Annotated in this window: 29 protein-coding genes and 1 tRNA gene; 7 read left to right on the top strand and 23 right to left on the bottom strand. The window is 58.2% G+C overall.

Translation table 11 applies throughout. The annotated features are described in order from the left end of the window. Positions 1 to 168: 168 nt before the first annotated feature. The 4 genes from ACF6ZU_RS05990 to ACF6ZU_RS06005 all read left to right on the top strand — a co-directional run bounded on the left by ACF6ZU_RS05990 (position 169) and on the right by ACF6ZU_RS06005 (position 3,907). Complete coding sequence (locus tag ACF6ZU_RS05990) at positions 169 to 1,545, top strand: L-serine ammonia-lyase (RefSeq protein WP_392890948.1); 1,377 nt, start codon at positions 169 to 171, stop codon at positions 1,543 to 1,545. A 34-nt stretch (positions 1,546 to 1,579) separates the two neighbouring features. Continuing rightward, positions 1,580 to 2,704, top strand: coding sequence for a glycine cleavage system aminomethyltransferase GcvT (gene gcvT, locus ACF6ZU_RS05995; protein WP_392890949.1), 1,125 nt, complete (start codon positions 1,580 to 1,582; stop codon positions 2,702 to 2,704). Between the two features lie 406 nt (positions 2,705 to 3,110). Next, positions 3,111 to 3,323: a cold-shock protein gene (locus tag ACF6ZU_RS06000; protein ID WP_007977299.1), complete on the top strand. Its 213-nt coding sequence runs from the start codon at positions 3,111 to 3,113 to the stop codon at positions 3,321 to 3,323. 95 nt (positions 3,324 to 3,418) lie between these two features. Further along, on the top strand, positions 3,419 to 3,907 hold the full coding sequence (locus ACF6ZU_RS06005; RefSeq protein WP_392890950.1) for an RDD family protein: 489 nt from the start codon (positions 3,419 to 3,421) through the stop codon (positions 3,905 to 3,907). 132 nt (positions 3,908 to 4,039) lie between these two features. Here ACF6ZU_RS06005 and nadA read toward each other — a convergent pair whose 3' ends face one another. From nadA to ACF6ZU_RS06100, 19 genes are all read right to left on the bottom strand, one after another. Continuing rightward, complete coding sequence (gene nadA / locus ACF6ZU_RS06010) at positions 4,040 to 5,098, bottom strand: quinolinate synthase NadA (protein WP_008027802.1); 1,059 nt, start codon at positions 5,096 to 5,098, stop codon at positions 4,040 to 4,042. 273 nt (positions 5,099 to 5,371) lie between these two features. After that, positions 5,372 to 5,447: transfer RNA gene (locus ACF6ZU_RS06015), tRNA-Lys, on the bottom strand. A 63-nt stretch (positions 5,448 to 5,510) separates the two neighbouring features. Further along, positions 5,511 to 6,203, bottom strand: coding sequence for a 7-cyano-7-deazaguanine synthase QueC (gene queC / locus ACF6ZU_RS06020; RefSeq protein WP_392890951.1), 693 nt, complete (start codon positions 6,201 to 6,203; stop codon positions 5,511 to 5,513). 1 nt (position 6,204) lies between these two features. Beyond that, a complete protein-coding gene (gene queE / locus ACF6ZU_RS06025) occupies positions 6,205 to 6,852 on the bottom strand; it encodes a 7-carboxy-7-deazaguanine synthase QueE (RefSeq protein ID WP_392890952.1) in 648 nt (215 codons plus the stop codon). A gap of 166 nt (positions 6,853 to 7,018) precedes the next feature. Further along, on the bottom strand, positions 7,019 to 7,858 hold the full coding sequence (gene ybgF / locus ACF6ZU_RS06030) for a tol-pal system protein YbgF (RefSeq protein WP_392890953.1): 840 nt from the start codon (positions 7,856 to 7,858) through the stop codon (positions 7,019 to 7,021). 6 nt (positions 7,859 to 7,864) lie between these two features. Beyond that, positions 7,865 to 8,362, bottom strand: a complete 498-nt coding sequence (gene pal / locus ACF6ZU_RS06035; protein WP_008027793.1) for a peptidoglycan-associated lipoprotein Pal — start codon at positions 8,360 to 8,362, stop codon at positions 7,865 to 7,867. Between the two features lie 52 nt (positions 8,363 to 8,414). After that, complete coding sequence (gene tolB / locus ACF6ZU_RS06040; RefSeq protein ID WP_392893716.1) at positions 8,415 to 9,695, bottom strand: Tol-Pal system beta propeller repeat protein TolB; 1,281 nt, start codon at positions 9,693 to 9,695, stop codon at positions 8,415 to 8,417. Positions 9,696 to 9,712: 17 nt separating this feature from the next. Continuing rightward, the gene (gene tolA / locus ACF6ZU_RS06045) at positions 9,713 to 10,792 is read right to left on the bottom strand and encodes a cell envelope integrity protein TolA (protein ID WP_392890954.1); all 1,080 of its coding nucleotides are present in this window, start codon (positions 10,790 to 10,792) and stop codon (positions 9,713 to 9,715) included. Continuing rightward, on the bottom strand, positions 10,792 to 11,244 hold the full coding sequence (gene tolR, locus ACF6ZU_RS06050) for a protein TolR (RefSeq protein ID WP_162491085.1): 453 nt from the start codon (positions 11,242 to 11,244) through the stop codon (positions 10,792 to 10,794). The genes tolA and tolR overlap by 1 nt, the downstream gene beginning before the upstream one ends. 23 nt (positions 11,245 to 11,267) lie before the next feature. Next, a complete protein-coding gene (gene tolQ, locus ACF6ZU_RS06055; protein ID WP_392890955.1) occupies positions 11,268 to 11,963 on the bottom strand; it encodes a protein TolQ in 696 nt (231 codons plus the stop codon). Continuing rightward, entirely contained in the window at positions 11,953 to 12,420 is a 468-nt protein-coding gene (gene ybgC, locus ACF6ZU_RS06060; RefSeq protein WP_392890956.1) for a tol-pal system-associated acyl-CoA thioesterase, read from the bottom strand. The genes tolQ and ybgC overlap by 11 nt, the downstream gene beginning before the upstream one ends. A gap of 127 nt (positions 12,421 to 12,547) precedes the next feature. Further along, positions 12,548 to 13,609, bottom strand: a complete 1,062-nt coding sequence (gene ruvB, locus ACF6ZU_RS06065) for a Holliday junction branch migration DNA helicase RuvB (RefSeq protein ID WP_008027785.1) — start codon at positions 13,607 to 13,609, stop codon at positions 12,548 to 12,550. After that, positions 13,610 to 14,224 carry a Holliday junction branch migration protein RuvA gene (gene ruvA, locus ACF6ZU_RS06070; RefSeq protein WP_008027783.1) on the bottom strand — a complete coding sequence of 205 codons (615 nt, stop codon included), beginning with the start codon at positions 14,222 to 14,224 and terminating at the stop codon, positions 13,610 to 13,612. Between the two features lie 114 nt (positions 14,225 to 14,338). Continuing rightward, positions 14,339 to 14,863, bottom strand: coding sequence for a crossover junction endodeoxyribonuclease RuvC (gene ruvC / locus ACF6ZU_RS06075; protein ID WP_258699405.1), 525 nt, complete (start codon positions 14,861 to 14,863; stop codon positions 14,339 to 14,341). Positions 14,864 to 15,018: 155 nt separating this feature from the next. After that, positions 15,019 to 15,765: a YebC/PmpR family DNA-binding transcriptional regulator gene (locus tag ACF6ZU_RS06080; protein WP_392890957.1), complete on the bottom strand. Its 747-nt coding sequence runs from the start codon at positions 15,763 to 15,765 to the stop codon at positions 15,019 to 15,021. 119 nt (positions 15,766 to 15,884) lie between these two features. Next, positions 15,885 to 17,660, bottom strand: coding sequence for an aspartate--tRNA ligase (aspS, locus tag ACF6ZU_RS06085; protein WP_392890958.1), 1,776 nt, complete (start codon positions 17,658 to 17,660; stop codon positions 15,885 to 15,887). 109 nt (positions 17,661 to 17,769) lie between these two features. Beyond that, a complete protein-coding gene (locus ACF6ZU_RS06090; RefSeq protein WP_010457489.1) occupies positions 17,770 to 17,991 on the bottom strand; it encodes an FmdB family zinc ribbon protein in 222 nt (73 codons plus the stop codon). Between the two features lie 136 nt (positions 17,992 to 18,127). Further along, positions 18,128 to 18,466: a ribbon-helix-helix domain-containing protein gene (locus tag ACF6ZU_RS06095; RefSeq protein WP_392890959.1), complete on the bottom strand. Its 339-nt coding sequence runs from the start codon at positions 18,464 to 18,466 to the stop codon at positions 18,128 to 18,130. 259 nt (positions 18,467 to 18,725) lie between these two features. Then, complete coding sequence (locus tag ACF6ZU_RS06100) at positions 18,726 to 19,193, bottom strand: Dps family protein (protein WP_392890960.1); 468 nt, start codon at positions 19,191 to 19,193, stop codon at positions 18,726 to 18,728. Positions 19,194 to 19,502: 309 nt separating this feature from the next. Between ACF6ZU_RS06100 and ACF6ZU_RS06105 the strand changes: the two genes are divergently transcribed. Further along, positions 19,503 to 20,105, top strand: a complete 603-nt coding sequence (locus ACF6ZU_RS06105) for a cold shock domain-containing protein membrane protein (protein ID WP_392890961.1) — start codon at positions 19,503 to 19,505, stop codon at positions 20,103 to 20,105. A 72-nt stretch (positions 20,106 to 20,177) separates the two neighbouring features. Here ACF6ZU_RS06105 and ACF6ZU_RS06110 read toward each other — a convergent pair whose 3' ends face one another. Next, positions 20,178 to 20,384, bottom strand: coding sequence for a SlyX family protein (locus ACF6ZU_RS06110; protein ID WP_392890962.1), 207 nt, complete (start codon positions 20,382 to 20,384; stop codon positions 20,178 to 20,180). 3 nt (positions 20,385 to 20,387) lie between these two features. Further along, positions 20,388 to 20,813: an HIT domain-containing protein gene (locus ACF6ZU_RS06115; RefSeq protein WP_392890963.1), complete on the bottom strand. Its 426-nt coding sequence runs from the start codon at positions 20,811 to 20,813 to the stop codon at positions 20,388 to 20,390. A gap of 911 nt (positions 20,814 to 21,724) precedes the next feature. On the opposite strand from ACF6ZU_RS06115, the gene ACF6ZU_RS06120 reads away from it, so the two are divergent. After that, positions 21,725 to 23,071 carry an OprD family porin gene (locus tag ACF6ZU_RS06120; RefSeq protein WP_392890964.1) on the top strand — a complete coding sequence of 449 codons (1,347 nt, stop codon included), beginning with the start codon at positions 21,725 to 21,727 and terminating at the stop codon, positions 23,069 to 23,071. Positions 23,072 to 23,148: 77 nt separating this feature from the next. Here ACF6ZU_RS06120 and ACF6ZU_RS06125 read toward each other — a convergent pair whose 3' ends face one another. Continuing rightward, positions 23,149 to 23,991 carry a mechanosensitive ion channel family protein gene (locus tag ACF6ZU_RS06125; RefSeq protein WP_392890965.1) on the bottom strand — a complete coding sequence of 281 codons (843 nt, stop codon included), beginning with the start codon at positions 23,989 to 23,991 and terminating at the stop codon, positions 23,149 to 23,151. A 138-nt stretch (positions 23,992 to 24,129) separates the two neighbouring features. Continuing rightward, a complete protein-coding gene (locus ACF6ZU_RS06130; RefSeq protein ID WP_018926510.1) occupies positions 24,130 to 24,615 on the bottom strand; it encodes a YajQ family cyclic di-GMP-binding protein in 486 nt (161 codons plus the stop codon). 140 nt (positions 24,616 to 24,755) lie between these two features. Here ACF6ZU_RS06130 and ACF6ZU_RS06135 point away from each other — a divergent pair, with 140 nt between their 5' ends. Beyond that, a complete protein-coding gene (locus ACF6ZU_RS06135) occupies positions 24,756 to 25,673 on the top strand; it encodes a putative 2-dehydropantoate 2-reductase (RefSeq protein WP_392890966.1) in 918 nt (305 codons plus the stop codon). The last annotated feature ends 38 nt before the right edge of the window (positions 25,674 to 25,711 follow it).

Here is a 25,711-nt window from a genome sequence, read left to right on the forward strand (position 1 = left end):
AAGAACGCTACAAAACCCTGTAGGAGCTGGCTTGCCAGCGATGAGGGCCTGACCGTCACCACTGAGGTGACTGACGGATCGTCATCGCCGGCAAGCCAGCTCCTACAGGGGACCGTGTATAGCCTCGGATTTCCGCCAATTCCTATAACAAGAAACCGGAGAACAACCATGTCGCTAAGCGTGTTCGACCTGTTCAAGATTGGCATCGGCCCCTCCAGCTCCCACACCGTCGGCCCGATGCGCGCCGCTGCACGTTTCGTCGAAGGCTTGCGCCGTGAAGGGCTGCTGGCGGCAACCACCTGCGTCAAAGTCGAGCTCTACGGCTCGCTCGGCGCCACCGGCAAAGGACACGGCAGCGACAAGGCCGTACTGCTCGGTCTCGAAGGCGAACACCCGGACACCGTAAACACCGAAACCGTCGCCGCCCGTCTGCAAGACATTCGTGGCAACGGTCGCTTGAACCTGCTCGGCGAACACAGCATTGCGTTCAACGAGAAAGAACACCTGGCGATGATTCGCAAACCGTTGGCCTATCACCCCAACGGCATGATCTTTCGCGCATTCGACGCGGCGGGCCTGCAGATCCGCAGCCGCGAGTACTACTCGGTCGGCGGCGGTTTCGTCGTCGATGAGGACGCCGCCGGCGCCGACCGCATCGTCGAAGATGCGACACCACTGACCTTCCCGTTCAAAAGCGCCAAGGACCTGCTCGGTCATTGCGCCACCTATGGTCTGTCGATCAGCCAGGTGATGCTGACCAACGAAAGCGCCTGGCGCCCGGAAGCGGAAACCCGCGCCGGCCTGCTGAAAATCTGGCAAGTGATGCAGGACTGCGTCGACGCTGGTTGCCGCAACGAAGGCATCCTGCCCGGTGGGCTGAAGGTCAAGCGGCGCGCGGCAGCGCTGCATCGGCAACTGTGCAAGAACCCGGAATCGTCCCTGCGCGATCCGCTGTCGGTGCTGGACTGGGTCAACCTGTATGCCCTCGCGGTCAACGAGGAAAACGCCAACGGCGGGCGTGTGGTCACGGCGCCTACCAACGGCGCAGCGGGCATCATCCCGGCCGTTTTGCACTACTACATGCGCTTCATTCCCGGCGCCAACGAAGACGGCGTCGTGCGTTTTCTGCTGACCGCCGCCGCCATCGGCATTCTCTACAAGGAGAACGCCTCGATCTCCGGTGCCGAAGTCGGCTGCCAGGGTGAAGTCGGCGTGGCGTGCTCCATGGCGGCCGGTGCCTTGTGCGAAGTGCTGGGCGGCACCGCGCAGCAAGTGGAAAACGCCGCCGAAATCGGCATGGAACACAACCTTGGCCTGACCTGCGACCCGATCGGCGGGCTGGTGCAAGTGCCTTGCATCGAGCGCAACGCCATGGGTTCGGTGAAAGCCATCAATGCGGTACGCATGGCCCTGCGCGGCGACGGTCAACACTTCGTCTCGCTCGACAAGGTCATCCGCACCATGCGCCAGACCGGCGCCGACATGAAAAGCAAATACAAGGAAACCGCCCGTGGCGGTTTGGCGGTCAACATTATCGAGTGCTGATGCGCGCATCAGCCTACTTTTTCAGGAGCTGTATATGTCCACCGAACAACTGTTGAAAACCCCGTTGCACGCATTGCACATCGAACTCGGCGCCCGCATGGTGCCGTTCGCCGGCTACGACATGCCGGTGCAATACCCGCTGGGCGTGATGAAAGAGCACCAGCACACCCGTGATCAGGCCGGGCTGTTCGATGTCTCGCACATGGGCCAGATCCGCCTGACCGGCGCCAACGCCGCCAAGGCCCTGGAAACCCTGGTGCCGGTGGACATCATCGACCTGCCAGTCGGCATGCAGCGCTACGCGATGTTCACCAACGAAACCGGCGGCATCCTCGATGACCTGATGGTCGCCAACCTGGGGAATGACGAGCTGTTCCTGGTGGTCAACGCGGCCTGCAAGGATCAGGACCTGGCGCACCTGCAAAAGCACATCGGCGATCAGTGCAGCATCGAGCCGCTGTTCGAAGAGCGCGCCCTTCTGGCGTTGCAAGGCCCGGCGGCCGTCACCGTGCTCGCGCGCCTGGCGCCGGAAGTGGCAAAGATGACCTTCATGCAGTTCGCCCGCGTGAAACTGCAGGGCGTGGACTGTTTCGTCAGCCGCTCGGGTTACACCGGTGAAGACGGTTTCGAAATCTCCGTACCGGCCGCCAATGCCGAAGCCCTCGCCCGCGCCCTGTTGGCGGAACCGGAAGTGGAAGCCATCGGCCTTGGCGCGCGTGACTCCCTGCGCCTGGAAGCCGGCCTGTGCCTGTATGGCCACGACATGAACACCGAGACCTCCCCGATCGAAGCCAGCCTGTTGTGGGCCATCTCCAAGCCTCGTCGTGCCGATGGCGCGCGTGCCGGCGGCTTCCCGGGCGCTGAAACCGTGTTCGCCCAGCAGCAAGGCGGTGTCAGCCGCAAACGCGTAGGCCTGCTGCCACAGGAACGCACGCCTGTGCGCGAAGGCGCAGAGATCGTCAACGAAGCAGGCGACATCATTGGCACCGTTTGCAGCGGCGGGTTCGGCCCGACTCTGGCGGCTCCACTGGCCATGGGTTACCTCGACAGCGCTTACATCGCCATCGACACGCCGGTATGGGCCATCGTCCGAGGGAAAAAGGTGCCTTTGCTTGTAAGCAAAATGCCATTTGTTCCACAACGCTACTATCGTGGCTGATTGACTGTTTCTATAAGTAACGCGGTTGCGTTAACAGTGCACTAATGTGTAACGCAACCGCCATAAAACAGTGCATCTCTTTGGCTCTAAGCTTCGTTTATGAACGTTGCTTATAACGATCGAAAACAATTGAACCCAGCAAGTGAATAAGACCGCTCTAGTGGACCGACTAGTGCCATCAACCCGAGCAAATCCGGGCCTCCCACAGGGGGTTGTTTTTTCTGCCGTAGTTGGCGTAGAGTTTGTTCACTGTGTTTGCATGGGTCGCTTGGAATCGTGACCTGGGCAGTAGCCTACAAGTTAGCTACATCCCGTTCGACGTCTTCTTACTCTCCTGCAACCAGCCCCAGTACTCTTTCATGAGAAAGAGACTGTCATTAATTTTTTGCGTCAAAGGAAATAAGAAATGTCCCAACGTCAGAGCGGTACCGTCAAGTGGTTTAACGACGAGAAAGGTTTTGGTTTTATCACTCCAGAAAGCGGTCCGGATCTGTTCGTGCATTTCCGCGCTATTCAGGGCAACGGCTTCAAGAGCCTGAAAGAAGGCCAGAAAGTGACCTTCATCGCTGTGCAAGGCCAGAAAGGCATGCAGGCTGACGAAGTTCAAGCAGAAGCCTAACCTTCTGTTACGAAAAAGCCCCTGATGCTGACATCAGGGGCTTTTTTGTGCGCGTAAATCCGTAAAATGGCTTCTTTTTCGCCGAGAGCCCTGCCATGTCGAAACACCTGCTCAAACCACAGGGCGACTTTCCCGCCGCGACCCTGGGTCGTCGCCTGGCAGCGATGTTTTATGACTTCCTGTTGTGCACCGCCCTGCTGATCGTCACCAGCGGCCTCTACAAGATGATCCAGATGGCGATCATCGGCGAAGACAGGATGCGCACCCTGACCGAATCCGGCGCGCTGGACGGCGATCCGTTGCTGTCGACGGTGCTGTTGTTCGTGCTGTTCGGTTTCTTTGCCAAGTTCTGGACCTGGTCGGGGCAGACCCTGGGCATGCAGGTCTGGTGCATTCGCGTGCAGAACGCCGACGGTTCGTCGATCAGCCTGTGGCAAGCGCTGCTGCGTTTTGTCGTGTCCATCGCCTCGCTGCTGTTTGTAGGCCTCGGCTTCATCTGGTCGCTGTTCGATAAACAGAAACGCAGCTGGCATGACATCTATTCGGGCACCCAGCTGGTGCGAATTCCGAAAAAAACCAAATAACCATATGGCGTAAAACGACTGTGGGAGCGAGCCTGCTCGCGAAAGCGGTGTGTCAGCAAACACTATGTCGGCTGACACTCCCTCTTCGCGAGCAGGCTCGCTCCCACAGGTTTTTCAGTTGCCTGACAGCTATCAGGCGTTCCCGGCCAGCTTCATCCGCGCCGCCTGGGTAAAGTCGAGCATGCGCTTGAGCGGGCGAATCGCCTGAGGGATCAACGCCGGATCAACAAAGATCTCGTTCGCTCCCTCCTTCAAGGCCTTCAGCGTGCGCTCAAGCGTATTCATCGCCATCCACGGGCAGTGTGCGCAACTGCGGCACGCCGCGCCGTTACCGGCGGTTGGCGCCTCGATGAACACCTTGTCCGGGCACAACTGCTGCATCTTGTAGAAGATGCCGCGGTCGGTGGCGACGATCAGTGTCTTGTTCGGCAGGCTTTGTGCCGCCGCGATCAACTGGCTGGTGGAACCCACGGCATCCGCCAGCTCGATCACCGACGTCGGGGATTCCGGGTGCACCAGAATCGCCGCGTCCGGGTACAGCGCCTTCATGTCTTCGAGCTGCTTGGACTTGAACTCTTCGTGAACGATGCAGGCACCGTCCCAGAGCAACATGTCCGCTCCGGTCTGGCGCTGGATATAAGTGCCCAGGTGCTTGTCCGGCCCCCAGATGATCGTTTCGCCGTTATCCATCAGGCTTTCGACGATCTCCAGTGCGCAACTTGAAGTCACCACCCAATCCGCACGGGCTTTGACGGCGGCCGATGTATTGGCATACACCACGACCGTACGTTCCGGGTGCTGGTCGCAAAACGCGGAGAACTCATCTACCGGGCAACCCAGGTCCAGCGAGCAGGTCGCCTCCAGCGTCGGCATCAGCACGCGTTTTTCAGGGTTGAGGATTTTGGCGGTTTCGCCCATGAACTTCACACCGGCGACCACCACGGTCTTGGCCGGATGGGCATTGCCGAAGCGGGCCATCTCCAGAGAATCGGAGACACAGCCACCGGTCTCTTCAGCCAGGGCCTGAATGACCGGGTCACAATAAAAGTGAGCCACCAGCACCGCGTCCTGAGCCTTGAGCTCCGCGGCGATGGCAGCACGATAATAGGCCTCCTCCTCGACCGTCAGCGGCTTGGGCTGCTTGGCATCGAGGTGAGCTTGAACCAGAAGGCGTTCGGAAATCTGCGTCATGTTCGCAAGACCTGCAGGCGCATTTGCGCGAAAGTCGAGTATACACCCGGCTCCGGACCACTTGAGGGTACCGCCGGGAGAGTGAGTATCATCAGGCACGGACAGCGTTGAAGCTGCGCAAGGCTACAGAATATCGTGTGGATGCAAAAGATGATTCTGACCTGCGTCACGGGGAGCAACCCTGAACTGGGCTGACCTTAAATCGAAGGCAAAAAAAAATCCGGAAATCCTCACTTGCGTGGGCCTTCCAGACTTTTAAAACTGCTACAAAAATGGTGGGTCGTGTGGGATTCGAACCTACGACCAATTGGTTAAAAGCCAACTGCTCTACCAACTGAGCTAACGACCCGCTGTGTGGTGGCGCGTATAATACTGATTTTTAAGGACTATTCAACACCTAATTTGAAATAAATCAAAAATAAGGTGTTGGATCGCTGATTCCGGCCGCCGCAAAGCCTTCAGCGCGCAGTCTGCAGCTGTCGCACTTGCCGCATGCACGACCGTTATCGTCGGCCTGATAGCAGGAAACGGTCAGGCCGTAATCGACCCCCAGCTTCACACCCGCCTCGACGATTTGTGCCTTGCTCAGGTTTTGCAGGGGCGCCCGGATACGAAAGCCGTTGCCTTCCACGCCGGCCTTGGTGGCCAGGTTCGCCATGCGTTCGAAGGACTCGATGAACTCGGGGCGGCAATCCGGATAACCGGAATAATCCACCGCGTTCACCCCAATGAAGATGTCACGCGCACCGAGCACTTCGGCCCAGCCGAGGGCGAGAGAAAGGAACACCGTGTTGCGCGCCGGCACATAAGTCACCGGAATGCCTTCGCCCGCCTCTTCCGGCACATCGATGCTGCTGTCGGTCAGTGCCGAACCACCGATGCCGTTCAGGTTCAGGCCGATCACCTTGTGTTCGACCACACCCAGATCCCGGGCAACACGCGCGGCGGCGTGCAATTCGGCGTGGGACCGCTGGCCGTAATCGAAACTCATGGTGTAGCAGCTGTAGCCTTCAGCCCGAGCCATGGCCACGACCGTCGCCGAATCCAGGCCGCCGGACAGCAGGATGACCGCACGTTTTTCAGCAGTGTTGGTGTGTTCAGTCATATCAGCGCCCCGGCTCGTCATTCCAAAGATATTTATGCAGCTGCAATTGCAAACGTACGGGCAGGTTGTCCGCTACCACCCAATCGGCCAGATCCCGAGCATTCAGGTCATGGTGACTTGGCGAAAACAGGACTTCACCGGCACGCTGGTCCAGACCGTACTGAATCAGCTTGGAGACCGCCCAGTCGTAGTCTTCCCGCGAACAGATGACAAACTTCACCTGATCGTTGGGCGTGAGCAATTCAATGTTTTCGTAGCGGTTGCGATGAGCTTCTTTCGAACCAGGCGTTTTCAGGTCGACGACGCGACTGACGCGTGGATCTACCGCCGAGATATCCAGTGCACCACTGGTTTCCAATGACACTTCGTAACCGGCGTCGCACAACTGCTTGAGCAATGGGATGGCGTTGGGTTGTGCCAGCGGCTCGCCGCCGGTGACACAGACATAACGCGGGCGGAAACCGGCCACTTGCTCGAGGATATCGTCGAGCGGGCGAATGGTGCCGCCAGTGAACGCGTAGGCGCTGTCGCAGTACTGACAACGCAATGGGCAACCGGTAAGGCGCACAAAAACAGTGGGCAGCCCGGCAGTCCGCGTTTCACCCTGCAACGAGTAAAAAACTTCGGTGATTCTCAATGTGTCTTGCATAGTCGCCACGGGCGTAACAGCTAAACAGGCTGTCCGCCTCCGTCAGGCACTTCAAGGAACCCCGCCAATGCGCAGATCCCAAAAAGCGTGTTTCATAAAAAGGGCGTGAATTCTAACGAAAAAACCCGCGGCAAGCGCGGGTTTCTTCAAAACGGGTCAAACAGGCTTACATGCGCTGCAGATCGCGTTGGGCCAACTGAGCGGCGGAAGTGCCCGGATATTGGGACACAACCTGCTGCAGAATGCCTTTGACCTTGTCGGGATGACCAAGGCGGCGCTCTACATCAGCCAGCTTGTACAGCGAGTCAGGCACTTTGTTGTGCTTCGGGTACAGCTGCGAAACCTTGGCAAATGCCTGACCTGCACCTTGCAGATCGCCTTTGGCCAGGTTCACTTCGCCCAACCAGTATTGAGCATTGCCCGCGTACTGGCTGTTCGGGTATTTGCGCAGGAAAGCGGCAAAAGCCTGGCTGGCCTTGTCGAAATCCTTGGCCTTGATCAGGTCGAAGGCTGCATCGTAGTACAGTTTTTCTTTCGCCGGATCAGCCGGTTCGCTACCCGCGGCTGGGGCTTGAGCGGCGGCCGCTCCTGCACCTGCGCCAGCGGCTGCACCGGGGGCGTTCAAATCGCCACCGGTTGAAGAATTATCAGGAGTCGCGGCTGGTGCAACGCCGGATCCTATGCGCCGATCAAGATCCTGATATCGCTCCAGGTTTTCCTGCTTCATGCGCGCTACATCATTTTGCAGTTCTTCGATCACACCCTGTTGGCGCGAGATCTGATCCTGCATTTGTTGCAATTGGTTGAACAGCTGGCCCTGTGCCGAGACAGGAGTCGAAACCCCTCCCCCGGCATAGGCGCCGTTCGTACCGTAACCCGCAGGCGGATAACTGCTCCCGCTATTGTTATAGCCGGAGTCATTATCGACCACAGGAACCGCAGCCCACACCGCAAGCGGTGCGAGACTGAGAGCCAAAACAGTTACAGCACGACGGCACGTTCGCATGACGAATTACTTACGCAGTTCGACGCGACGGTTTTGAGCCCAGGACTGCTCGTCGTTGCCGGTAGCAACTGGACGCTCTTCGCCGTAGGAAACCAGTTCCAGCTGAGCTGGGGAAACACCTTGCAGTACCAGGTAGCGTTGAACGGCTTTCGCACGACGCTCGCCCAGTGCCAGGTTGTACTCGCGAGTACCACGTTCGTCGGTGTTGCCTTCCAGAACAACGCGAGCGCCGTTAGCTTTCAGGTCTTTGGCGTGAACGTCCAGAGCGCGCATGGCTTCTGGCTTCAGGTCCGAGCTGTCGTATTCGAAGTAGAAGGTGGTGATTGCGCGCAGAGCAGCTTCTTCGCTCAGGGAGCCATCAACGGCACCAGTGTTAGCGCCGTAACCAGCGTTTGGATCAACAGCGCCTTCACCGGCGTTGTCGCCGCCTTTGGACGAGCAACCTACAGCTACAGCCATGGCCAGAGCCAGCGCAGCAAATTTACCAAACTTCAGCATTTCCATCGTGAAACTCCTAATGAACCCCAGTGTGTTAAGTAAAACGTAAAGCGCCGCGTCAGTTCAGGTAAGGGGACCAGGAAGGTTCTCTGACTTCGCCTTGTGCGGTAGGAAGCGGGAGCCTTACGCGTCCATTAATGGACACGAGCATCAAGACTCCCCGGCCCTGCTGGCGGGTGGCGTAGATTACCATGGTGCCGTTGGGCGCAACAGTAGGCGACTCGTCCAGAGTGCTATCAGTGAGGATTTTTACGCTTCCGCGCTGCAAATCCTGGGCCGCCACCTTGAAATTAGTGAAGCCGTCCTGGCGGTGAATCATCACCAGGGTCTTTTCATCAGCCGAAAGCTTCGGATTGGCGTTGTAGTTGCCGACGAAAGTCACACGCTCCGCACCGCCGCCGCTCGCACTGGTTTTGTAGATTTGCGGCTTGCCGCCACGGTCGGAGGTGAAATACAGGGTGTTGCCATCCTTGCCCCAGAACGGTTCGGTGTTGATGCCAGGACCGTTGGTGACACGGCTCAGCTGACGCGAACCCAGGTTCATCACATAGATATCCGGGTTACCGTCTTTCGACAGGACCAACGCCAGGCGTTGACCATCCGGCGACCAGGCTGGCGCGCCATTGAGGCCTTCGAAGTTGGTCAGTTGTTCACGGCGGCCGGTGTCGATGTTCTGCATGAAGATGCGCGGACGCTTCTGCTCGAAAGAAACATAAGCGATGCGCTTGCCATCCGGTGCGAAACGCGGCGACAGGATCGGCTCGCGCGATTGCAGCAGAGTCACGGCGCGGGCACCGTCATAGTCCGAACGCTGCAGGGTGTAGCGCGTGTTCTTCTCGGAGAAACGCTCGGCCGTCACGTACAGCAGGCGTGTCGAGAATGCACCTTTGATACCGGTGAGTTTCTCGAACGACTGGTCCGCGATGTAGTGCGACATGTCGCGCAGTTGATCAACGCTGCCCGAGACGCTGCCGGTCAGCACTTGCTGCTCGGTCGCGACGTTGAACAAAGCGTATTGAACCTGCAGGCGACCGCCCGCCGGAGCGATGCTGCCGACCATGACGTACTGGGCACCCAGTGCCTTGAAGTCACGGAAGATGATTTCGCTGGCCTGGCTCGGCTGGCTGATCATGTTCTGCTTTGGAATCGGCGAGTAGTAACCCGAATTGCGCAGGTCGTTACCGATGATTTCGGCCATGTCGTCCGGCAGTACGCTGCCGCCCTGGTTGCCGAACGGTACAACGGCGATCGGGGTTGCCCGATCGCTGCCGCTGGTGACCAGAATGTTTTTTTCATCTGCCATCGCGATCCCTGCCATGCAGCAGATCACGACGAGCATTCCTCGAAGGAGGTTTCTCACGGGGCTAGATCCTCAGGTGTGAATGTCATCTTGAATGAACGATACGGAGCAAAATCGCTCGGCTTCATTCCCTGCATTTCTGTCAAACGTCCAATATTCTTCACTGCCGCTACAGCCGAAGCGTCAAACGGACCGTCGCCACTGGACTTGTTCACACTGACCGAAGTCACCGTACCGTCCGGCAACATGCCGATTTGCAACTGGACCGTCATACCTTTACGGGCCGAAGGTGGGCGGGCCCAGCCTTCCGCTGCACGCACTCGAATCAGATCATCGAAACTGCCGGCGACTTCGTCACCCTGCTCATCCGCCAAGGCCTGCTGACGCTGAGGCGTGTCGGAAAGCAAATCTGCCAGGGCCTGGGCCTTTTTCTCTTCGGCGGATTTACGTGCCGCTTCCTGCGTTTTCTTCTTCGCAGCATCGGCAGCAGCTTTCTTCTTCGCGTCTTCGGCGACTTTCTTCTTCGCCTCTTCAGCTTCAGATTTCTTCTTGGCGTCTTCCGCGGCTTTCTTCTTCGCGTCTTCGACGATCTTTTTCTTCGCTTCTTCAGCGGCCGCTTTCTTGGCCTCTTCTTCAGCAGCCTTCTTGGCTTCCTCTTCAGATTTCTTCTTGGCTATATCAGCCAATTGTTTCTCTTCGGCCTTCTTGGCTTCGGCGGTCTTCTTCGCTTCATCGGCCTTTTTGGCTTCATCAGCCTTTTTAGCCTCTTCCGCTTTCTTGGTCTCGTCGGCTTTCTTGGATTCTTCGGCTTTTTGAGCCGCATCTTCCTTCTTTTGTTCCGCAGCCTTGATCGCTTCCTGCTCGATCAACTTCTGTTCCAGCTGTTCGACTTCGGTCTGGCGCGCAGCGGATTTCTTCGCTTCACCCGCAATCTTCTGATTGGTCTGGGTGGTGGCCTGACTTTTCGACTTCAGCTGGTACAGGGTCGCCTGGACAATCGGCTTGGCCGGCGGCAGCTCCGGTGTGAAGGCAAAACTGACGAACAGCATGCCGAAAACCAGCACGTGCAGGAAAATCGCCCAGACACTAGGCCAGAAGTAGCTTTCCGAGGCGGTTGGCTCTCGCAATTGCTGCATCAGGGCGCCTCGGTAATCAGGCCAACGTTACCGACTCCGGCTTTCTGCAACCCGCCCATGGCACCCATGACCGAACCGTAATCGACGGTCTTGTCGCCGCGGATGAACACCTGGGTGCGTTTGCCGCCTTCGGTACCGGCGCGAATGATCTTGGTCACGGCGTCAGTCATCTGCGGCAAGGTCATTGCCTTGTCCTGCTGCTTTTGCGTGTCGACTTCGCTGCCAAGGTTCCAGTAGTAGGTCTTGTCAGCCTTGATCGAAATGGTCAGGACCTGGGTGTTGTTGTCCTGCGGCAAGGCTTCGCTGGAAACCTTGGGCAGATCAACTTTCACGCCCTGATTGAGCATCGGCGCGGTCACCATGAAGATGACCAGCAGCACCAACATCACGTCGATGTAAGGCACCACGTTCATCTCGGCGACCGGCTTGCGCTTTTTGCGAGCTCGAGCGATTAAAGCCATTGGAAATTACCTGCTTATTCTTCGCTGGTGTGCACTTTGCGGTGCAGGATCGCCTGGAACTCGTCGGCGAAGGTGTAGTAACGGCCGATCAGCGTTTCGCTGCGAGCGGCAAAACGGTTGTAGGCGATAACAGCCGGGATGGCGGCGAACAGACCGATCGCGGTGGCGATCAGTGCTTCGGCGATACCAGGGGCCACGGTGGCCAGGGTCGCTTGCTGGGCAGAGGCCAGGCCACGGAAGGAGTTCATGATGCCCCAGACCGTACCGAACAGACCGATGTACGGGCTGACGGAACCGACGGTGGCGAGGAACGGCAGGCTCTGCTCGAGCTTTTCTTCTTCGCGGGAGATCGCTACGCGCATGGCACGGGCCACGCCTTCCATGACCGCTTCCGGGTCAACGCCTGGCTGCTGGCGCAGACGGGAGAATTCCTTGAAACCGGCACGGAAGATTTGCTCGACGCCCGAATCCGGATCAGGGTTGCTGCCGGCCTGACGGTAGAGTTTGGACAGGTCGATACCCGACCAGAAGCGCTCTTCAAAGCTCTCCAGGGCACGTCGACCGGCGCGCAGCAAGTTGCTGCGCTGAAAGATCATGATCCATGAGGTCACCGATGCGGCTACCAGGGTCAGCATTACCAGTTGCACCACGATACTGGCATTGCTGACCAGGCTCCACATGGAGGAATGGTCGACGACGTTAGCTTCCACGCTTTATCTCCTGCTTTGAGTGTGTACCCGCGCCGCTCACGTCGGCAAAGGCCGCACGTAGAGCTTCGGGAATGGCCCGGGGTTTCAAACTTTCAGTGCGCACACAGGCCACCAGAAACTGCCCTTCGCAGAGCAGCACATTATCCGTGGCTCGCCTGACCTGCTGTTTGAAGCGCAGGCTGACACGGTTCAATTCGATTACTTCAGCGCTTACCAGCAGTTCGTCGTCCAGTCGCGCCGGCGCGTGGTAACGCGCTTCGCTGGAATGCACGACAAACAACAGGTCCTCCCCTGCCAGCTGGGATTGGGCAAAGCCCAGCTCCCGGAGCCGCTCGGTTCGAGCCCGTTCCATAAACTTGAGGTAATTAACGTAATACACGATGCCGCCCGCATCGGTGTCCTCGTAATAAACGCGACAACGATGTGCGAACGGCTCAAGCCCGTTTTGCGCGCGCATACTCTAGTGCTTACTCCTCAGGTTGCCAATCCGGCCAGGCAACTGTTTTTCATTGATTCGCGGCTTTCTGGCAAAACTACGGTCCTAGGACAGCACAATGCCCGAAAAATCAGCGCGCAAAAGTTAATTAATCGTCCACGGCATCAAGGAACTCGTCTACGACGGGCATCTCGCCCAATCGTGACGGAATGTTTAACCCGAAGTGCAGGTAGGCGTGCCGGGTCACAACCCGCCCCCGCGGGGTACGCATGATGTAGCCCTGCTGGATCAGGTACGGCTCCAGCACGTCTTCAATGGTGTGGCGTTCTTCGCTGATCGCGGCAGCCAGGCTGTCGACGCCGACCGGCCCACCGTCGAACTTCTCGATCATGGTCAGCAGCAGACGCCGGTCCTGATGATCGAAGCCACGCTCGTCGACATCCAGCAAATTCAATGCGAGATCAGCGATCGGCTTGGTGATATGGCCCTTGGCCCGGACTTCGGCGAAATCACGCACCCGCCGCAGCAGGCGGTTGGCGATCCGTGGCGTGCCACGGGCACGGCGAGCGATTTCGAAGGCGCCCTCCGGGTCCAGGGGCAAGCCGAGGATATTGGCGGAGCGGCTGACAATCGTCGCCAGATCAGCCGTGCTGTAAAACTCGAGGCGCTGAACGATGCCGAAGCGATCACGCAACGGGTTGGTCAGCATGCCGGCGCGCGTCGTCGCCCCCACCAGCGTGAACGGCGGCAGATCCAGCTTGATCGACCGGGCCGCCGGGCCTTCGCCGATCATGATGTCGAGCTGGAAGTCTTCCATGGCCGGGTACAGCACTTCTTCGACGATCGGCGACAACCGATGGATTTCGTCGATAAACAGTACGTCGTGCGGTTCGAGGTTGGTCAACAGCGCGGCCAGGTCACCCGGGCGCTCGAGCACCGGGCCCGAGGTGCTTTTGATCGACACGCCCATTTCCTGGGCAATGATGTTGGCCAGGGTGGTCTTGCCCAGGCCCGGCGGGCCGAAAATCAGCGTGTGGTCCAGGGATTCGTTACGCCCGCGGGCAGCCTGGATGAACAACTCCATTTGCTCGCGAACGGTCGGCTGGCCAATGTATTCAGCCAGGCTGACAGGACGAATTGCCCGGTCCTGGACTTCTTCGCGGTCGCGAGGGCCCGGCGTGGCGGCGATCAGACGATCAGCTTCAATCACTTAGATCATCCCCTTCAGGGCACGACGAATCATGTCTTCACTGCTCAAGCCTTTCTCCTTGATCGCGGAAATCGCCTTGCTGGCCTCCTGCGGTTTATAGCCCAGGGAGATCAGCGCGCTGACCGCGTCATTTTCCGCCGTGGCGACCGGCGCAATATCAGGCCCGCCAGGCTGGTTCGGCACCAGAGCGAACATCGCCGGCACGGTTTCCCACGCCTTGAAGCGGTCCTTGAGTTCAACCAACAGACGCTCGGCCGTCTTCTTCCCGACACCGGGCACCTTGGTCAGCGCCGAAGTGTCCTGGGACTGCACGCAACGTACCAGCTCATCGACTTCCAGGCTCGACATCAAGGCCAGCGCCAGTTTCGGCCCTACACCATTGAGACGGATCAACTCGCGAAAAAAGTCTCGCTCACGCTTGCTGGCGAAACCATAGAGTAACTGCGCGTCTTCGCGTACGACCAAATGGGTGTGCAGCGTCAGCGGTTCACCGACCGACGGCAGGCGATACAGCGTGGTCATGGGCACTTCCAGCTCATACCCCAGACCGTTTACATCCAGAATCAGGTGCGGCGGCTGCTTCTCAGCCAGAGTGCCGCGCAAGCGTCCAATCACGTTTCAGATCCTTGAGCGTTGGCCAGACCGGTGCTGGCGACTGACAGAACAAGGGTTTTGCGCCGACGACACAGGCGCAAAACCCTCATTCCGTAAAAATGACTGCTGATGCTATCAGAGACGCAGGCGTCCGCCACGACTGCGTGCCGTGCCCAAGCCATGAGGCAGCAGGCTGGAGCGGGTGTGAGCGTGGCAAATGGCAATCGCCAGGGCGTCCGAGGCATCGATTTGCGGTTTGCTCGTCAGTTTCAGCATGTGCATGACCATCATCTGGACTTGCTCTTTGTTGGCTGAACCGGTCCCGGTGACGGCCTGCTTGACCTGAGTGGCGGTGTACTCGGCGATTTCCAGGCTCTCTTCCGCACCGGCAACGATTGCCGCGCCACGGGCCTGCCCGAGTTTCAATGCCGAATCGGCGTTGCGGGCCATGAACACCTTTTCGATACCCATGGTGACCGGGCCGTAAGTCTGGATGACTTCACGCACGCCGCGATAAACGATCTGCAGACGCTCATGCAACTCACCGGAACCGGTGCGAATACAGCCCGACGCCACGTAGACGCAGCCACGCCCGGTATCGCGCACCACGCCATAACCGGTGATTCGCGAACCGGGGTCGATGCCAAGAATTAAAGTCATAACGCCTGCGGGTTGTAATGAATTTGCGTGGCGAACCCACAACACTGTAGGAGCGAGCCTGCTCGCGATGGACGTTAACGATAACGCGCTGCAGCTGAATTAGCGCGGCGCTCTCACGTTTTTCGCGAGCAGGCTCGCTCCTACAGGGGACACCCTTAACCGAGCTGTGCGGCCACGGCTTCGGGGATATCCGCATTGGAGTAGACGTTCTGCACATCATCCAGATCTTCAAGCATGTCGATCAGCTTGAGGACTTTCTCGGCGCCTTCCAGGTCCAGTTCGGCACTGGTGGTCGGCAGCATGACGATTTCCGCGTCATCGCCCTTGAAACCAGCGGCTTCCAGAGCGTTACGCACGGAGTAGAAACCGGCGAACGAGGTGAACACATCAATGGAGCCGTCTTCGTTGGTGACCACGTCATCGGCGTCGGCTTCCATCGCCGCTTCCATCAGCGCGTCTTCATCAACGCCCGGCGCGAAGGAAATCTGCCCCTTGCGTTCGAACAGATAGGCCACGGAGCCGTCAGTCCCGAGGTTGCCACCGCACTTGCTGAATGCATGGCGAACAGCCGCTGCGGTGCGGTTACGGTTGTCGGTCATGCACTCGACCATCACCGCCACGCCGCCAGGGCCGTAGCCTTCGTAGGTCAGCTCGACCATGTCATCGGTGTCGGCAGCACCGGCACCGCGAGCCACCGCGCGATCAATGATGTCGCGGCTCATGTTCGCACCCAGCGCCTTGTCCAGGGCCAGGCGCAAACGCGGGTTGGAGCCCGGATCAGCGCCGCCCTGACGGGCAGCAACAGTCAGTTCACGAATCCACTTGGTGAAAATCTTGCCCTTCTTGGCATCCTGACGTTCTTTGCGGTGCTTGATGTTCGCCCACTTCGAATGACCCGCCATAACTCGCTCCGAATTCTCTTTGAAACATTGCCCGCTGCGCACGCTGCGACAGCCAGCAATAAAAAATCTCGACCTGAAGAAAAGGCGCACCCCTAAGGGATGCGCCTTTACGGTCAGCCTTACTCAGCCTTTGGCGTTTCGCGCAGACGAATGTGCAATTCGCGCAATGCCTTGGCATCCACCACACCCGGTGCTTGCGTCATCACGTCGGCAGCACTCTGGGTTTTCGGGAAGGCAATCACTTCACGGATCGACTGGGCGCCGGTCATCAGCATTACCAGGCGGTCCAGACCGAAAGCCAGGCCACCGTGCGGCGGTGCGCCGTACTTCAGGGCGTCGAGCAGGAAGCCGAATTTCTCTTCCTGTTCGGCTTCATTGATGCCCAGCAGGCGGAACACGGTCTGCTGCATTTCCTTGCGGTGGATACGGATCGAACCGCCACCCAGCTCGGTGCCGTTCAACACCATGTCGTAGGCACGGGACAGTGCGGTCGCCGGGTTGGCTTCCAGCTCTTCCGGGGTGCACTTCGGCGCAGTGAACGGGTGGTGCAAGGCGCTGAAGCTGCCGTCGTCGTTTTCTTCGAACATCGGGAAGTCGACGACCCACATTGGAGCCCACTTGCAGGTCAGCAGGTCCAGGTCGTTACCGACCTTGATCCGCAGCGCGCCCAGGGCTTCGCTGACGATCTTGGCCTTGTCTGCGCCGAAGAACACGATGTCGCCATCGACCGCGCCAACGCGATCGAGGATCACGTTGAGGTTGGCTTCAGGGATGTTCTTGACGATTGGCGACTGCAGGCCTTCAACGCCTTTGGCGCGCTCGTTGACCTTGATGTACGCCAGGCCTTTAGCGCCGTAGATGCCGACGAACTTGGTGTAATCGTCGATCTGCTTGCGCGGCATGCTACCGGCACCCGGTACACGCAGGGCGGCGACACGGCATTTCGGATCGTTGGCCGGGCCGCTGAAGACCTTGAAGTCGACGTCTTTCAGCTGGTCGGCAACGTCTACCAGTTCCAGCGGGTTACGCAGGTCTGGCTTGTCGGAACCGTAACGGCGCATGGCTTCTTCGAAGGTCATGTGCGGGAACTCGCCGAACTCCAGATCCAGCACTTCCTTGAACAGGTTGCGGATCATGCCTTCGGTCAGGCCCATGATGTCTTTCTCATCGAGGAAGCTGGTCTCGATGTCGATCTGGGTGAATTCAGGCTGGCGGTCGGCGCGCAGGTCTTCGTCGCGGAAGCACTTGGCGATCTGGTAGTAACGGTCGAAGCCGGCCACCATCAACAGTTGCTTGAACAGCTGCGGCGATTGCGGCAGGGCGAAGAACGAACCGGCGTGAGTACGGCTCGGCACCAGGTAGTCGCGGGCACCTTCAGGGGTGGCGCGGGTCAGAATCGGCGTCTCGACGTCGAGGAAGCCGTTCTCGTCCAGGTAGCGGCGGATGCTGGTGGTCATGCGTGAACGCAGACGCAGCTTCTCGGCCATTTCCGGACGACGCAGGTCGAGGAAGCGATAGCGCAGGCGGGTTTCTTCGCCGACATCGGAGAACTCGTTCAGCGGGAACGGCGGGGTTTCCGCTTCGTTCAGCACTTCCAGTTCGTAGCCGAGGACTTCGATCATGCCCGACGCCATGTTGGCGTTGGTGGCACCGGCCGGACGCAGGCGTACCTTGCCGGTGATCTTCACAACGTACTCGCTGCGCACGCGATCAGCGGCGGCGAAGGATTCAGCACGATCCGGATCGAACACGACCTGGGCCAGACCGTCACGATCACGGATATCGAGGAAAATCACCCCACCGTGGTCACGGCGACGGTGAACCCATCCGCAAAGGGTAATTTCCTGGCCTTCCAGGCTTTCGTTCAGTTGGCCGCAATAATGGCTGCGCATCATGGTCGTGGTTTCACTTCTCGTAATTCGAAATTCGGTTGGAGGCCTTGCGCACATCAAACACTGATTGATGCAAGAGCTCGCACGTGTCGTTCAACTCAGGTTCCAGACCCTAGTCGGCTTTGTCGCCGCCGGCCAGATTCTTCTTGGAACCGGTCTTGAAATCGGTTTCGTACCAGCCGGTGCCGCTGAGGCGGAAACCTGGCATGGACAGCATCTTCTTGAGCTCTGGCGCCTGGCAGGCAGGGCAGTCGACCAGCGGTGCTGCGCTGATCTTTTGAATGGCTTCCAACTGATGACCACAGGAAGCACATTGATAATCGTACATCGGCATGGGGGTTGTCTCGGCGATCAGATTGCTACCGCACACGCTGGGTCTTGCGGCAAAGAGCGGGATTATATCCATTAAATGCAGCCTGTGCAGCCGTAAGACTGCACAGACCGACACTCGACGTGTTCTGCCGCGATGACTAGGTCATCACCCCGCAACGCTCCTCCTTCAGGCTGTGCACGACGCAGACGACCCGCACCAGCCCGCTGAAGTTCTTCACCCCGCCGTAGCGCAAATGCACTTCGCGATCAACATGAGACAGCAAGGCGCTGATCGAGCAGCAATTGATCCGCGCCATTTCCGCCAAAATATCCCAATAAACCTGTTCAAGCCGCAAACAGGTGGCAAAACCATTCAAACGTACCGATCGGGACAATGGCTGAGCCAGGCCCATATCGAACTCGCTGACAAACGGATTGATCCTTACATCCTTTAACGGACCCACCCTCCCCTCGTTCAACCTGCCTTCATAAACCATTCCGTTGACACTCCTTTGCCATCCCGGGTTTCCATAACAGCCATGTTGCGGGCTTTATAAAAGCGCAGGCGCAAAGTTATATCCAGACGACTTTATGACCATCAACGTAGGATAAGCCAACAACTCGAGGCGGATCATGGAGACCGTCCTAGTCAGGACAATGTCCTACAGCATCGAGAGCAAGATCACTCAAGGCAAAGGTTGCGAAGGACAGCGCGCGAACAACGCCTGACAGCGTCATACGCGCACTGAAAACACATCAGTCCAGCAACGAACGCAGCATCCACGCGGTTTTCTCGTGAACCTGCATACGCTGGGTCAGCAGGTCGGCCGTAGGTTCGTCACTGACTTTGTCGAGCAGAGGGAAGATCCCCCGCGCAGTCCGCGTGACAGCTTCCTGACCTTCGACAAGTTGCTTGATCATCTCGTCTGCCGAGGGCACGCCCTCTTCTTCCTTGATGGAAGAAAGGCGTGCATAGATCGAATAGGCGCCAGGTGCCGGGAAGCCGAGCGCACGAATTCGCTCGGCGATCGAATCGACCGCCAGGGCCAACTCGTTATATTGCTCCTCGAACATCAGGTGCAGGGTCCGGAACATGGGACCGGTGACATTCCAGTGGAAGTTATGGGTTTTCAAATAAAGTACATAAGTGTCCGACAGCAGACGCGAAAGTCCGTCGACGATGGACTTGCGGTCCTCTTCACTGATACCGATATCGATTGCCATGCTTTTCCCCTAAAGGTGATGAATTTTCATCCAACAGGTGCAGGACCACTCTAGCAAGCCTGCCTGCGAACCGCAGCCCGGATTCCCCCCGCGACCTGCGACAAATCGCCCCCGAAGCACCGCTGGACTCCCTGATTTGAGTAGCTGCAAGCTTTGCTGTTAAATAGGCAGTGTGTCGCTAACGCCCATTTTTCGGGGCGTTGCGCATAGGCTGATACCGGATGCGTGCCCAACGCCTCTTATTGTTCCGAAGCGAACCGTGCCCGATCAGCTCTTCCTTGCGATCCGTCTTAACGTGAGTTAATCAAAATGTTGAAAATCGTCCACCTGCTCATTGGTGCAGCGGCCTTGCTGCTGTCCTTCATCCCTAGCCTGGGATCCGAAGCTGTTCCTTACCTGCAACAACACGACGCTCTGTACCTGGCCTTTTTCGGCCTGCTCAACCTCACCCTCGCTCCGGTCATCCCGTACTGGAACAAAGGTCCGCGTCATCAACTGCAAAATCTGGTCAGCGCCCTGCTGGTACTGACTGTTGTTCTGCAAACCCTGACGCTGCTCGCGCCGATGCCTGTCATCGCCGGTCAACCTGCCGTTCTGTTCAGCCTGATCGCCGCCCTGATCGCCGTACTTCTGCACCTGGCCATCAGTTTCTACAAATCCTCACCAGCCACCGCTTCGCCAAGCTACGACATGAGCAACCGCGATACCGGTACTGTGAAGTGGTTCAACACGTCCAAAGGTTTCGGGTTTATTTCCCGCGACTCCGGCGATGATATTTTCGTGCATTTCCGGGCCATTCGTGGCGAAGGCCATCGCGTCCTGGTCGAAGGCCAGCGCGTGGAATTCTCGGTCATGAACCGTGACAAGGGCCTGCAAGCCGAAGACGTGATCGCCGCACTGCCGCGACGCTGATTCAGGCTAAAAAAAACCGCGAACAGCCTGGCTGTTCGCGGTTTTTTATTGCCTTGTCTTTGTACCGACAGCCTAGTAATGCGGCGGTGGCGCTTCTTCTTCAAAGGTTTCGAACTGCCCGGCCATTTCTTCCTGCCGCTTGAGCAAGGCGGCCATTTGCAACTGCAAACGCTCCACCGCGCGCTGCTGCGTCGCCAGCACATCGCTCAACGCCTGGATGGTGTCATCCTGAAACGCCAGTTGACTCTCGAGATCGATAACGCGCTCTTCCAGGCTCATGACTCAACCCTCCAGAAACGTGAAATCATCGGTCAGCACCAGGCGCAACCGTTCGCGAATCGCCGCGATCTGCTCCGCCGTGTAGGGCCTGGCCGGGTGTTTACCCCATACCGGCGCTGGCCACGCTGCGTCCTCACGTTTGCGCACGATCACATGCATGTGCAACTGACTGACGACGTTGCCCAAAGCCGCGACATTCAACTTGTCCGCGTCGAACGAGTCCTTGAGCAACTCCGCCAGCGCGGTCGTTTCCTGCCACAGCTGCTGCTGATCGGCGACATCCAACTGAAATATCTCGCTGATATCGTCGCGGCGCGGCACCAGGATGAACCAGGGGTAATTCGAATCATTGGACAACAGCAACCGGCTGAGCGGGAAATCCCCGATCGGTAGCGTGTCTTGTTGAAGTCGTGGATCTAAAGCGAACACAGCGCGCACTCCCGGCTACTCATCAATTTCAGCTTAGCGCCCCATCCGAGAGACGGCGCACCAAGCGACAGGACGGCAGCATACCTGCGAACGTGGCCGGCTTCACGACGAACCGATCTCAAGGCGCGCCTTCACTGACAATTCACAATGCAGGCGCTCCGACATGAGACATTTTTCGCGAGAGCGCACCATTACAGAACCGCAGACTGTGTAAAAAATACTGGAGTGACCGATAAACCGGACTCCGTTCACGCTCCGCGACAGCGGTTACTGTATGAATTCAGTACAGCGAATAAGATTTTTTGCACCAAAACCGCACAGTGCGTCTACGCTGAGTGCGTCGGGCATCCGCCAATTACTCACTGACGGGGTGAACCGGTAACGTTTTTGGTTGTCACGCAGTCGGCCAGGGAGGTGCAACACGATGCAAACCATGGCGTCAAGCCCCTTCAAAAGGTGCTTGTAACCCCCGGTTTTATGAGGTTTTTACGGTAACAAGCAGGCGTTCAGAAAAAAAAACAGCGAATTGCTGATTTGTGCACGCTTGTTGCATTCACACTCACATCGCCTTCAGATCATCCGCGGGAAGCGGAAGCCTCAAGGCAATAAAAACAGTGGCAGGATTGCCCGATGGAGATTCAAACGCTGCGCCAAGGACTCTTTTTACCGATGCTCAAGCCCTGGAAAACAGCACTGTAGTGGTGATTCCGATTGCATTGGGGCTCTAAATTTGCGACATCTACCAAGCCATTTGCGACAGGGTCGTAAAGAAGCTGAAAGGTTAGGTACGCAAGTATCGCCAACATGGTCGGCGTGATATAAGTTTGCGCCGACACAAAAAGAAAGAGCCGCCCAGATAATAAAACAGGTGGGACGGCAGTACTCTTCTAAAACCAAAGGAGCAAATCACGATGCGCGTGATGAAGTGGAGCATGATCGCACTGGCAGTTGCAGCAGCAGCCAGTACCCAAGTGGCAACAGCCGCACCTTTCGTAAGTGACCAGTCTGAAGCCAAAGGTTTCGTTGACGACGCCAGTTTGAACTTGCTGGTTCGTAACTACTACTTCAACCGTGACAACAAAGATGGCGGCCGTGACGTCAAAGACTGGACCCAAGGTATCTGGGGCAACTTCAGCTCCGGTTACACCCAGGGTACTGTTGGGGTAGGCGTTGATGCATTCGGCTACCTGGCCATCAAACTGGATGGCGGCGATGGCACCTCCGGTTCGGGCAACATGAGCCGTAGCGACACCGTAAACGCCAATGGCGGCCGCGACGTAAACGATAGCCAGGGTAAAGCCGGCGCTGCTGTTAAATTCCGCGTCTCCAAAACCGAGCTGAAAGTCGGCGACATGTCCCCAAGCACTGCTCCAGTGTTTGCTGTTGGCGGTTCCCGTATCCTTCCTCAAGTTGCCAGCGGTTTCCAACTGCAGAGCAGCGAAGTCAAAGACCTTGACCTCGAAGCCGGTCACTTCTACTCGGGTTCCAGCCAGGACAAAAACGCTCGTGACGGCGGCCTGTATGCAACCTACGCTGGCGTTGAAGCCAACACCATCGACTACTTCGGTGGCAAGTACGGCATCACCGACAACCTGAGCGCATCGCTCTACGGCGCCAAGCTGGAAGATATCTGGAACCAGTACTACGCGAACGTGAACCTCACTACCCCGTTTGGTGGTGACACTTCGTTGAACACTGACTTCAACATCTACCGCACCACCGATACCGGTGACGCGAAAGCCGGTGACATCAGCAACACCGCGTTCTCGCTGGCCACTGCTCTCTCGTTCCTGAAAGCGCACACCATCACCCTGGCCTTCCAGAAGGTTAATGGCGATACCCCGTTCGACTACATCGGTATCGGCAAGAACAACCGTGGCGGCGACTCGATCTTCCTCGCCAACTCCATCCAGTACTCTGACTTCAACGCCCCTGGCGAGAAGTCGGCCCAGATCCGTTACGATCTGAAAATGGCTGAGTACGGCGTTCCTGGTCTGAGCTTCATGACCCGTTACGTGAAAGGTTGGGACATCGACGGTACCCATACCCCAGCTGGCAGCGCTTACACCGGTCTGTACGGTGAAGATGGCAAACACAACGAAACCAACTTCGAGGCCAAGTACGTTGTTCAGTCTGGCCCGGCAAAAGATCTGTCCTTCCGTATTCGTCAGGCTTGGCACTTCGCTAACTCCGACGAAGGCGAAGGCGACGTGAAAGAGTTCCGCCTGATCGTCGACTACCCGCTGTCCGTTTTGTAATCGCATCCAGTTAGTTTGCGGTAACAAACAAAAAGGCCCATCTTCGGATGGGCCTTTTTTTGTTTCCGGTTTGTTACTTACTGCACCGCAGATTCCTGCACCACTCGAATTACCCGCTGTGGAAACGGAATATCGATGCCCGCTGTTTTCAAGCGATCGCGGGACTGTTCGTTGAACATGAACATTACATCCCAGTAATCCGCCGTCTTGACCCACACTCGCAAGGAAACAGTGATCGAACTGTCGCCCAGCGTAGAAATGACAGCCTGCGGAGCCGGTTCAGCCAGGATACGTTCGTCCTTGGCCAGTTCCAGCAACACTTCACGGGCCTTCTGCAAGTCCGCTTCGTAATCCACGCCTACATCAAATACGACCTTGCGGGTTGGCTGGCGATTAGTGTTGGTGATGATGCCGTTCGACAAGTTGCCGTTAGGCACGATGATGGTTTTGTTGTCGCCGGTACGCAGTACGGTATGGAAGATCTGAATGCTGTCGACAGTGCCGGCAACCCCTTGGGCTTCGATCCAGTCACCGATACGGAACGGACGGAACAGCAAAATCAGCACGCCACCGGCGAAGTTCGCCAGGCTGCCCTGCAACGCCAGGCCAATGGCCAGACCCGCCGCACCAATCGCCGCAACGAAGGAGGTGGTTTCCACGCCGATCATCGACGCCACGCTGACAATCAGCAGCACCTTGAGAATGATGTTCGCCAGGCTGCTGATGAACCCTTGCAGGGCAAGGTCAGCATTACGCAGTGCGATCAACCCACCCAGCTTCTGCGTCACTTTATTGATCAGCCACCAGCCGATGGCCAGCGTGATGATAGCCAGCAGCACACGGCTGCCGTACTCCATGATCATCGGAATCCAGGCTTGGGACGCCTTGACCAGGTTGTCCACTTCAGCATTCAAGTCCATCTACGTTCTCCTGATTTCCGGCCACACGGCACGCGAAAAAATAAGCGGCAGAAAGGCTGCTCCCGCTCGGGGGCAGCCTTTCTGCCGCTGCTTGGGCCTCGGACGCCGAAAACGCCGAGAGGTTCCCGCCTGAAAAAATCAGTCGCGGAAGTTGTTGAACTGCAACGGCATGTCGAATGTCTTCGCGCGCAGGGCCGCGATGGCTTCCTGCAAATCGTCACGCTTCTTGCCGGTAATGCGCACTTGCTCGCCCTGAATGGCGGCCTGGACCTTGAGCTTGGCATCCTTGACGTGAGCGACGATTTTCTTCGCCAGCTCCTTGTCGATGCCTTCCTTGAGGACGGCTTCCTGCTTCATCAGCTTGCCCGACGCATAGGCGTCCTTGACCTCAAGGCACTGCACGTCGATCTTGCGCTTGACCAGCGCCAGCTTGAGGATCTCAATCATCGCTTCGAGCTGGAAATCGGCCTCGGCGGTCAGGTTGACGGTCAGGTCCTTTTCCTTGAACTCGAAGCTGCCTTTGCCTTTCAGGTCATAACGACGATCGAGTTCCTTGACGGCGTTCTCGACCGCGTTGGTGACTTCGTGTTTGTCCAGTTCGGATACCACGTCGAACGACGGCATGTAATCTCTCCAATAAAGGGCGCGCTCGATCAAGATGGAGCACGCCTGGCTTGCGGTTAAAATCCGCGCTGATTATAACGGGTCTTTCCCATCATTCACTGCGAGCCTCCGATGCGCGCCTCAAACAGAGCAAAAAGCTGATGTCCACCACCTGGCATGTGCTGGGCGCCGGTAGCCTCGGCACCCTTTGGGCGACGCGTCTGGCGCGGGCCGGGGTGCCGGTCCGGCTGATTGTGCGGGATGCGACGCGCCTGCAGGCCTATCAGGCCGCAGGCGGTCTGACATTGGTTGAGCACGGAGCAGCGACCACCTGGAACATTCCCGGCGAAACCGTCGACAGCGCAGAGCCGATCAACCGCCTGCTGGTGGCTTGCAAAGCCTACGATGCCGAGCAGGCCGTGGCCCGTCTGGCGCCGCGCCTGGCACCCGGCGCCGAATTGATCCTGTTGCAGAACGGCCTTGGCAGTCAGGACGCGGTCGCGACCCAGGTACCGCAGGCGCGCTGTATTTGCGCGTCGAGCACCGAAGGCGCGTTTCGCGAAGGTGACTGGCGGGTGGTGTTTGCCGGTCATGGTTACACCTGGCTGGGAGATGCCGGGCATCCTGTGGCGCCGATCTGGCTGGATGACCTCGACGCCGCCGGGATTCCCCACGAGTGGAGCACCGACATCCTGACCCGACTGTGGCGAAAACTGGCGCTCAACTGTGCGATCAATCCGCTGACGGTGCTACACGATTGCCGCAACGGCGGCTTGCAGGACCACCATTGCGAAGTTGCCACCCTCTGCGGCGAACTGACCGAGCTGCTGGAACGCTGCGGCCAGCCGGCCGCCGCCGAAAACCTTCAGCCGGAAGTGGAACGGGTGATCCACGCCACCGCCGCCAATTACTCCTCGATGTACCAGGACGTCATGAATCAGCGCCGCACCGAAATCAGTTACCTGCTGGGCTATGCCTGCAAAGTGGCCGCGCGGCATCAAGTGAACCTGCCGCACCTCAATCAGTTGCAACAGCGCCTGATCAGCCATCTGCACAGCCTTGGATTGCCCAGCGACTGAGCAGCGGCTACGCTGGCCACTTGTTCCTTTTCAGCGAT

This window comes from Pseudomonas migulae (genome assembly GCF_043225285.1).
Lineage (GTDB): Bacteria > Pseudomonadota > Gammaproteobacteria > Pseudomonadales > Pseudomonadaceae > Aquipseudomonas > Aquipseudomonas migulae_C.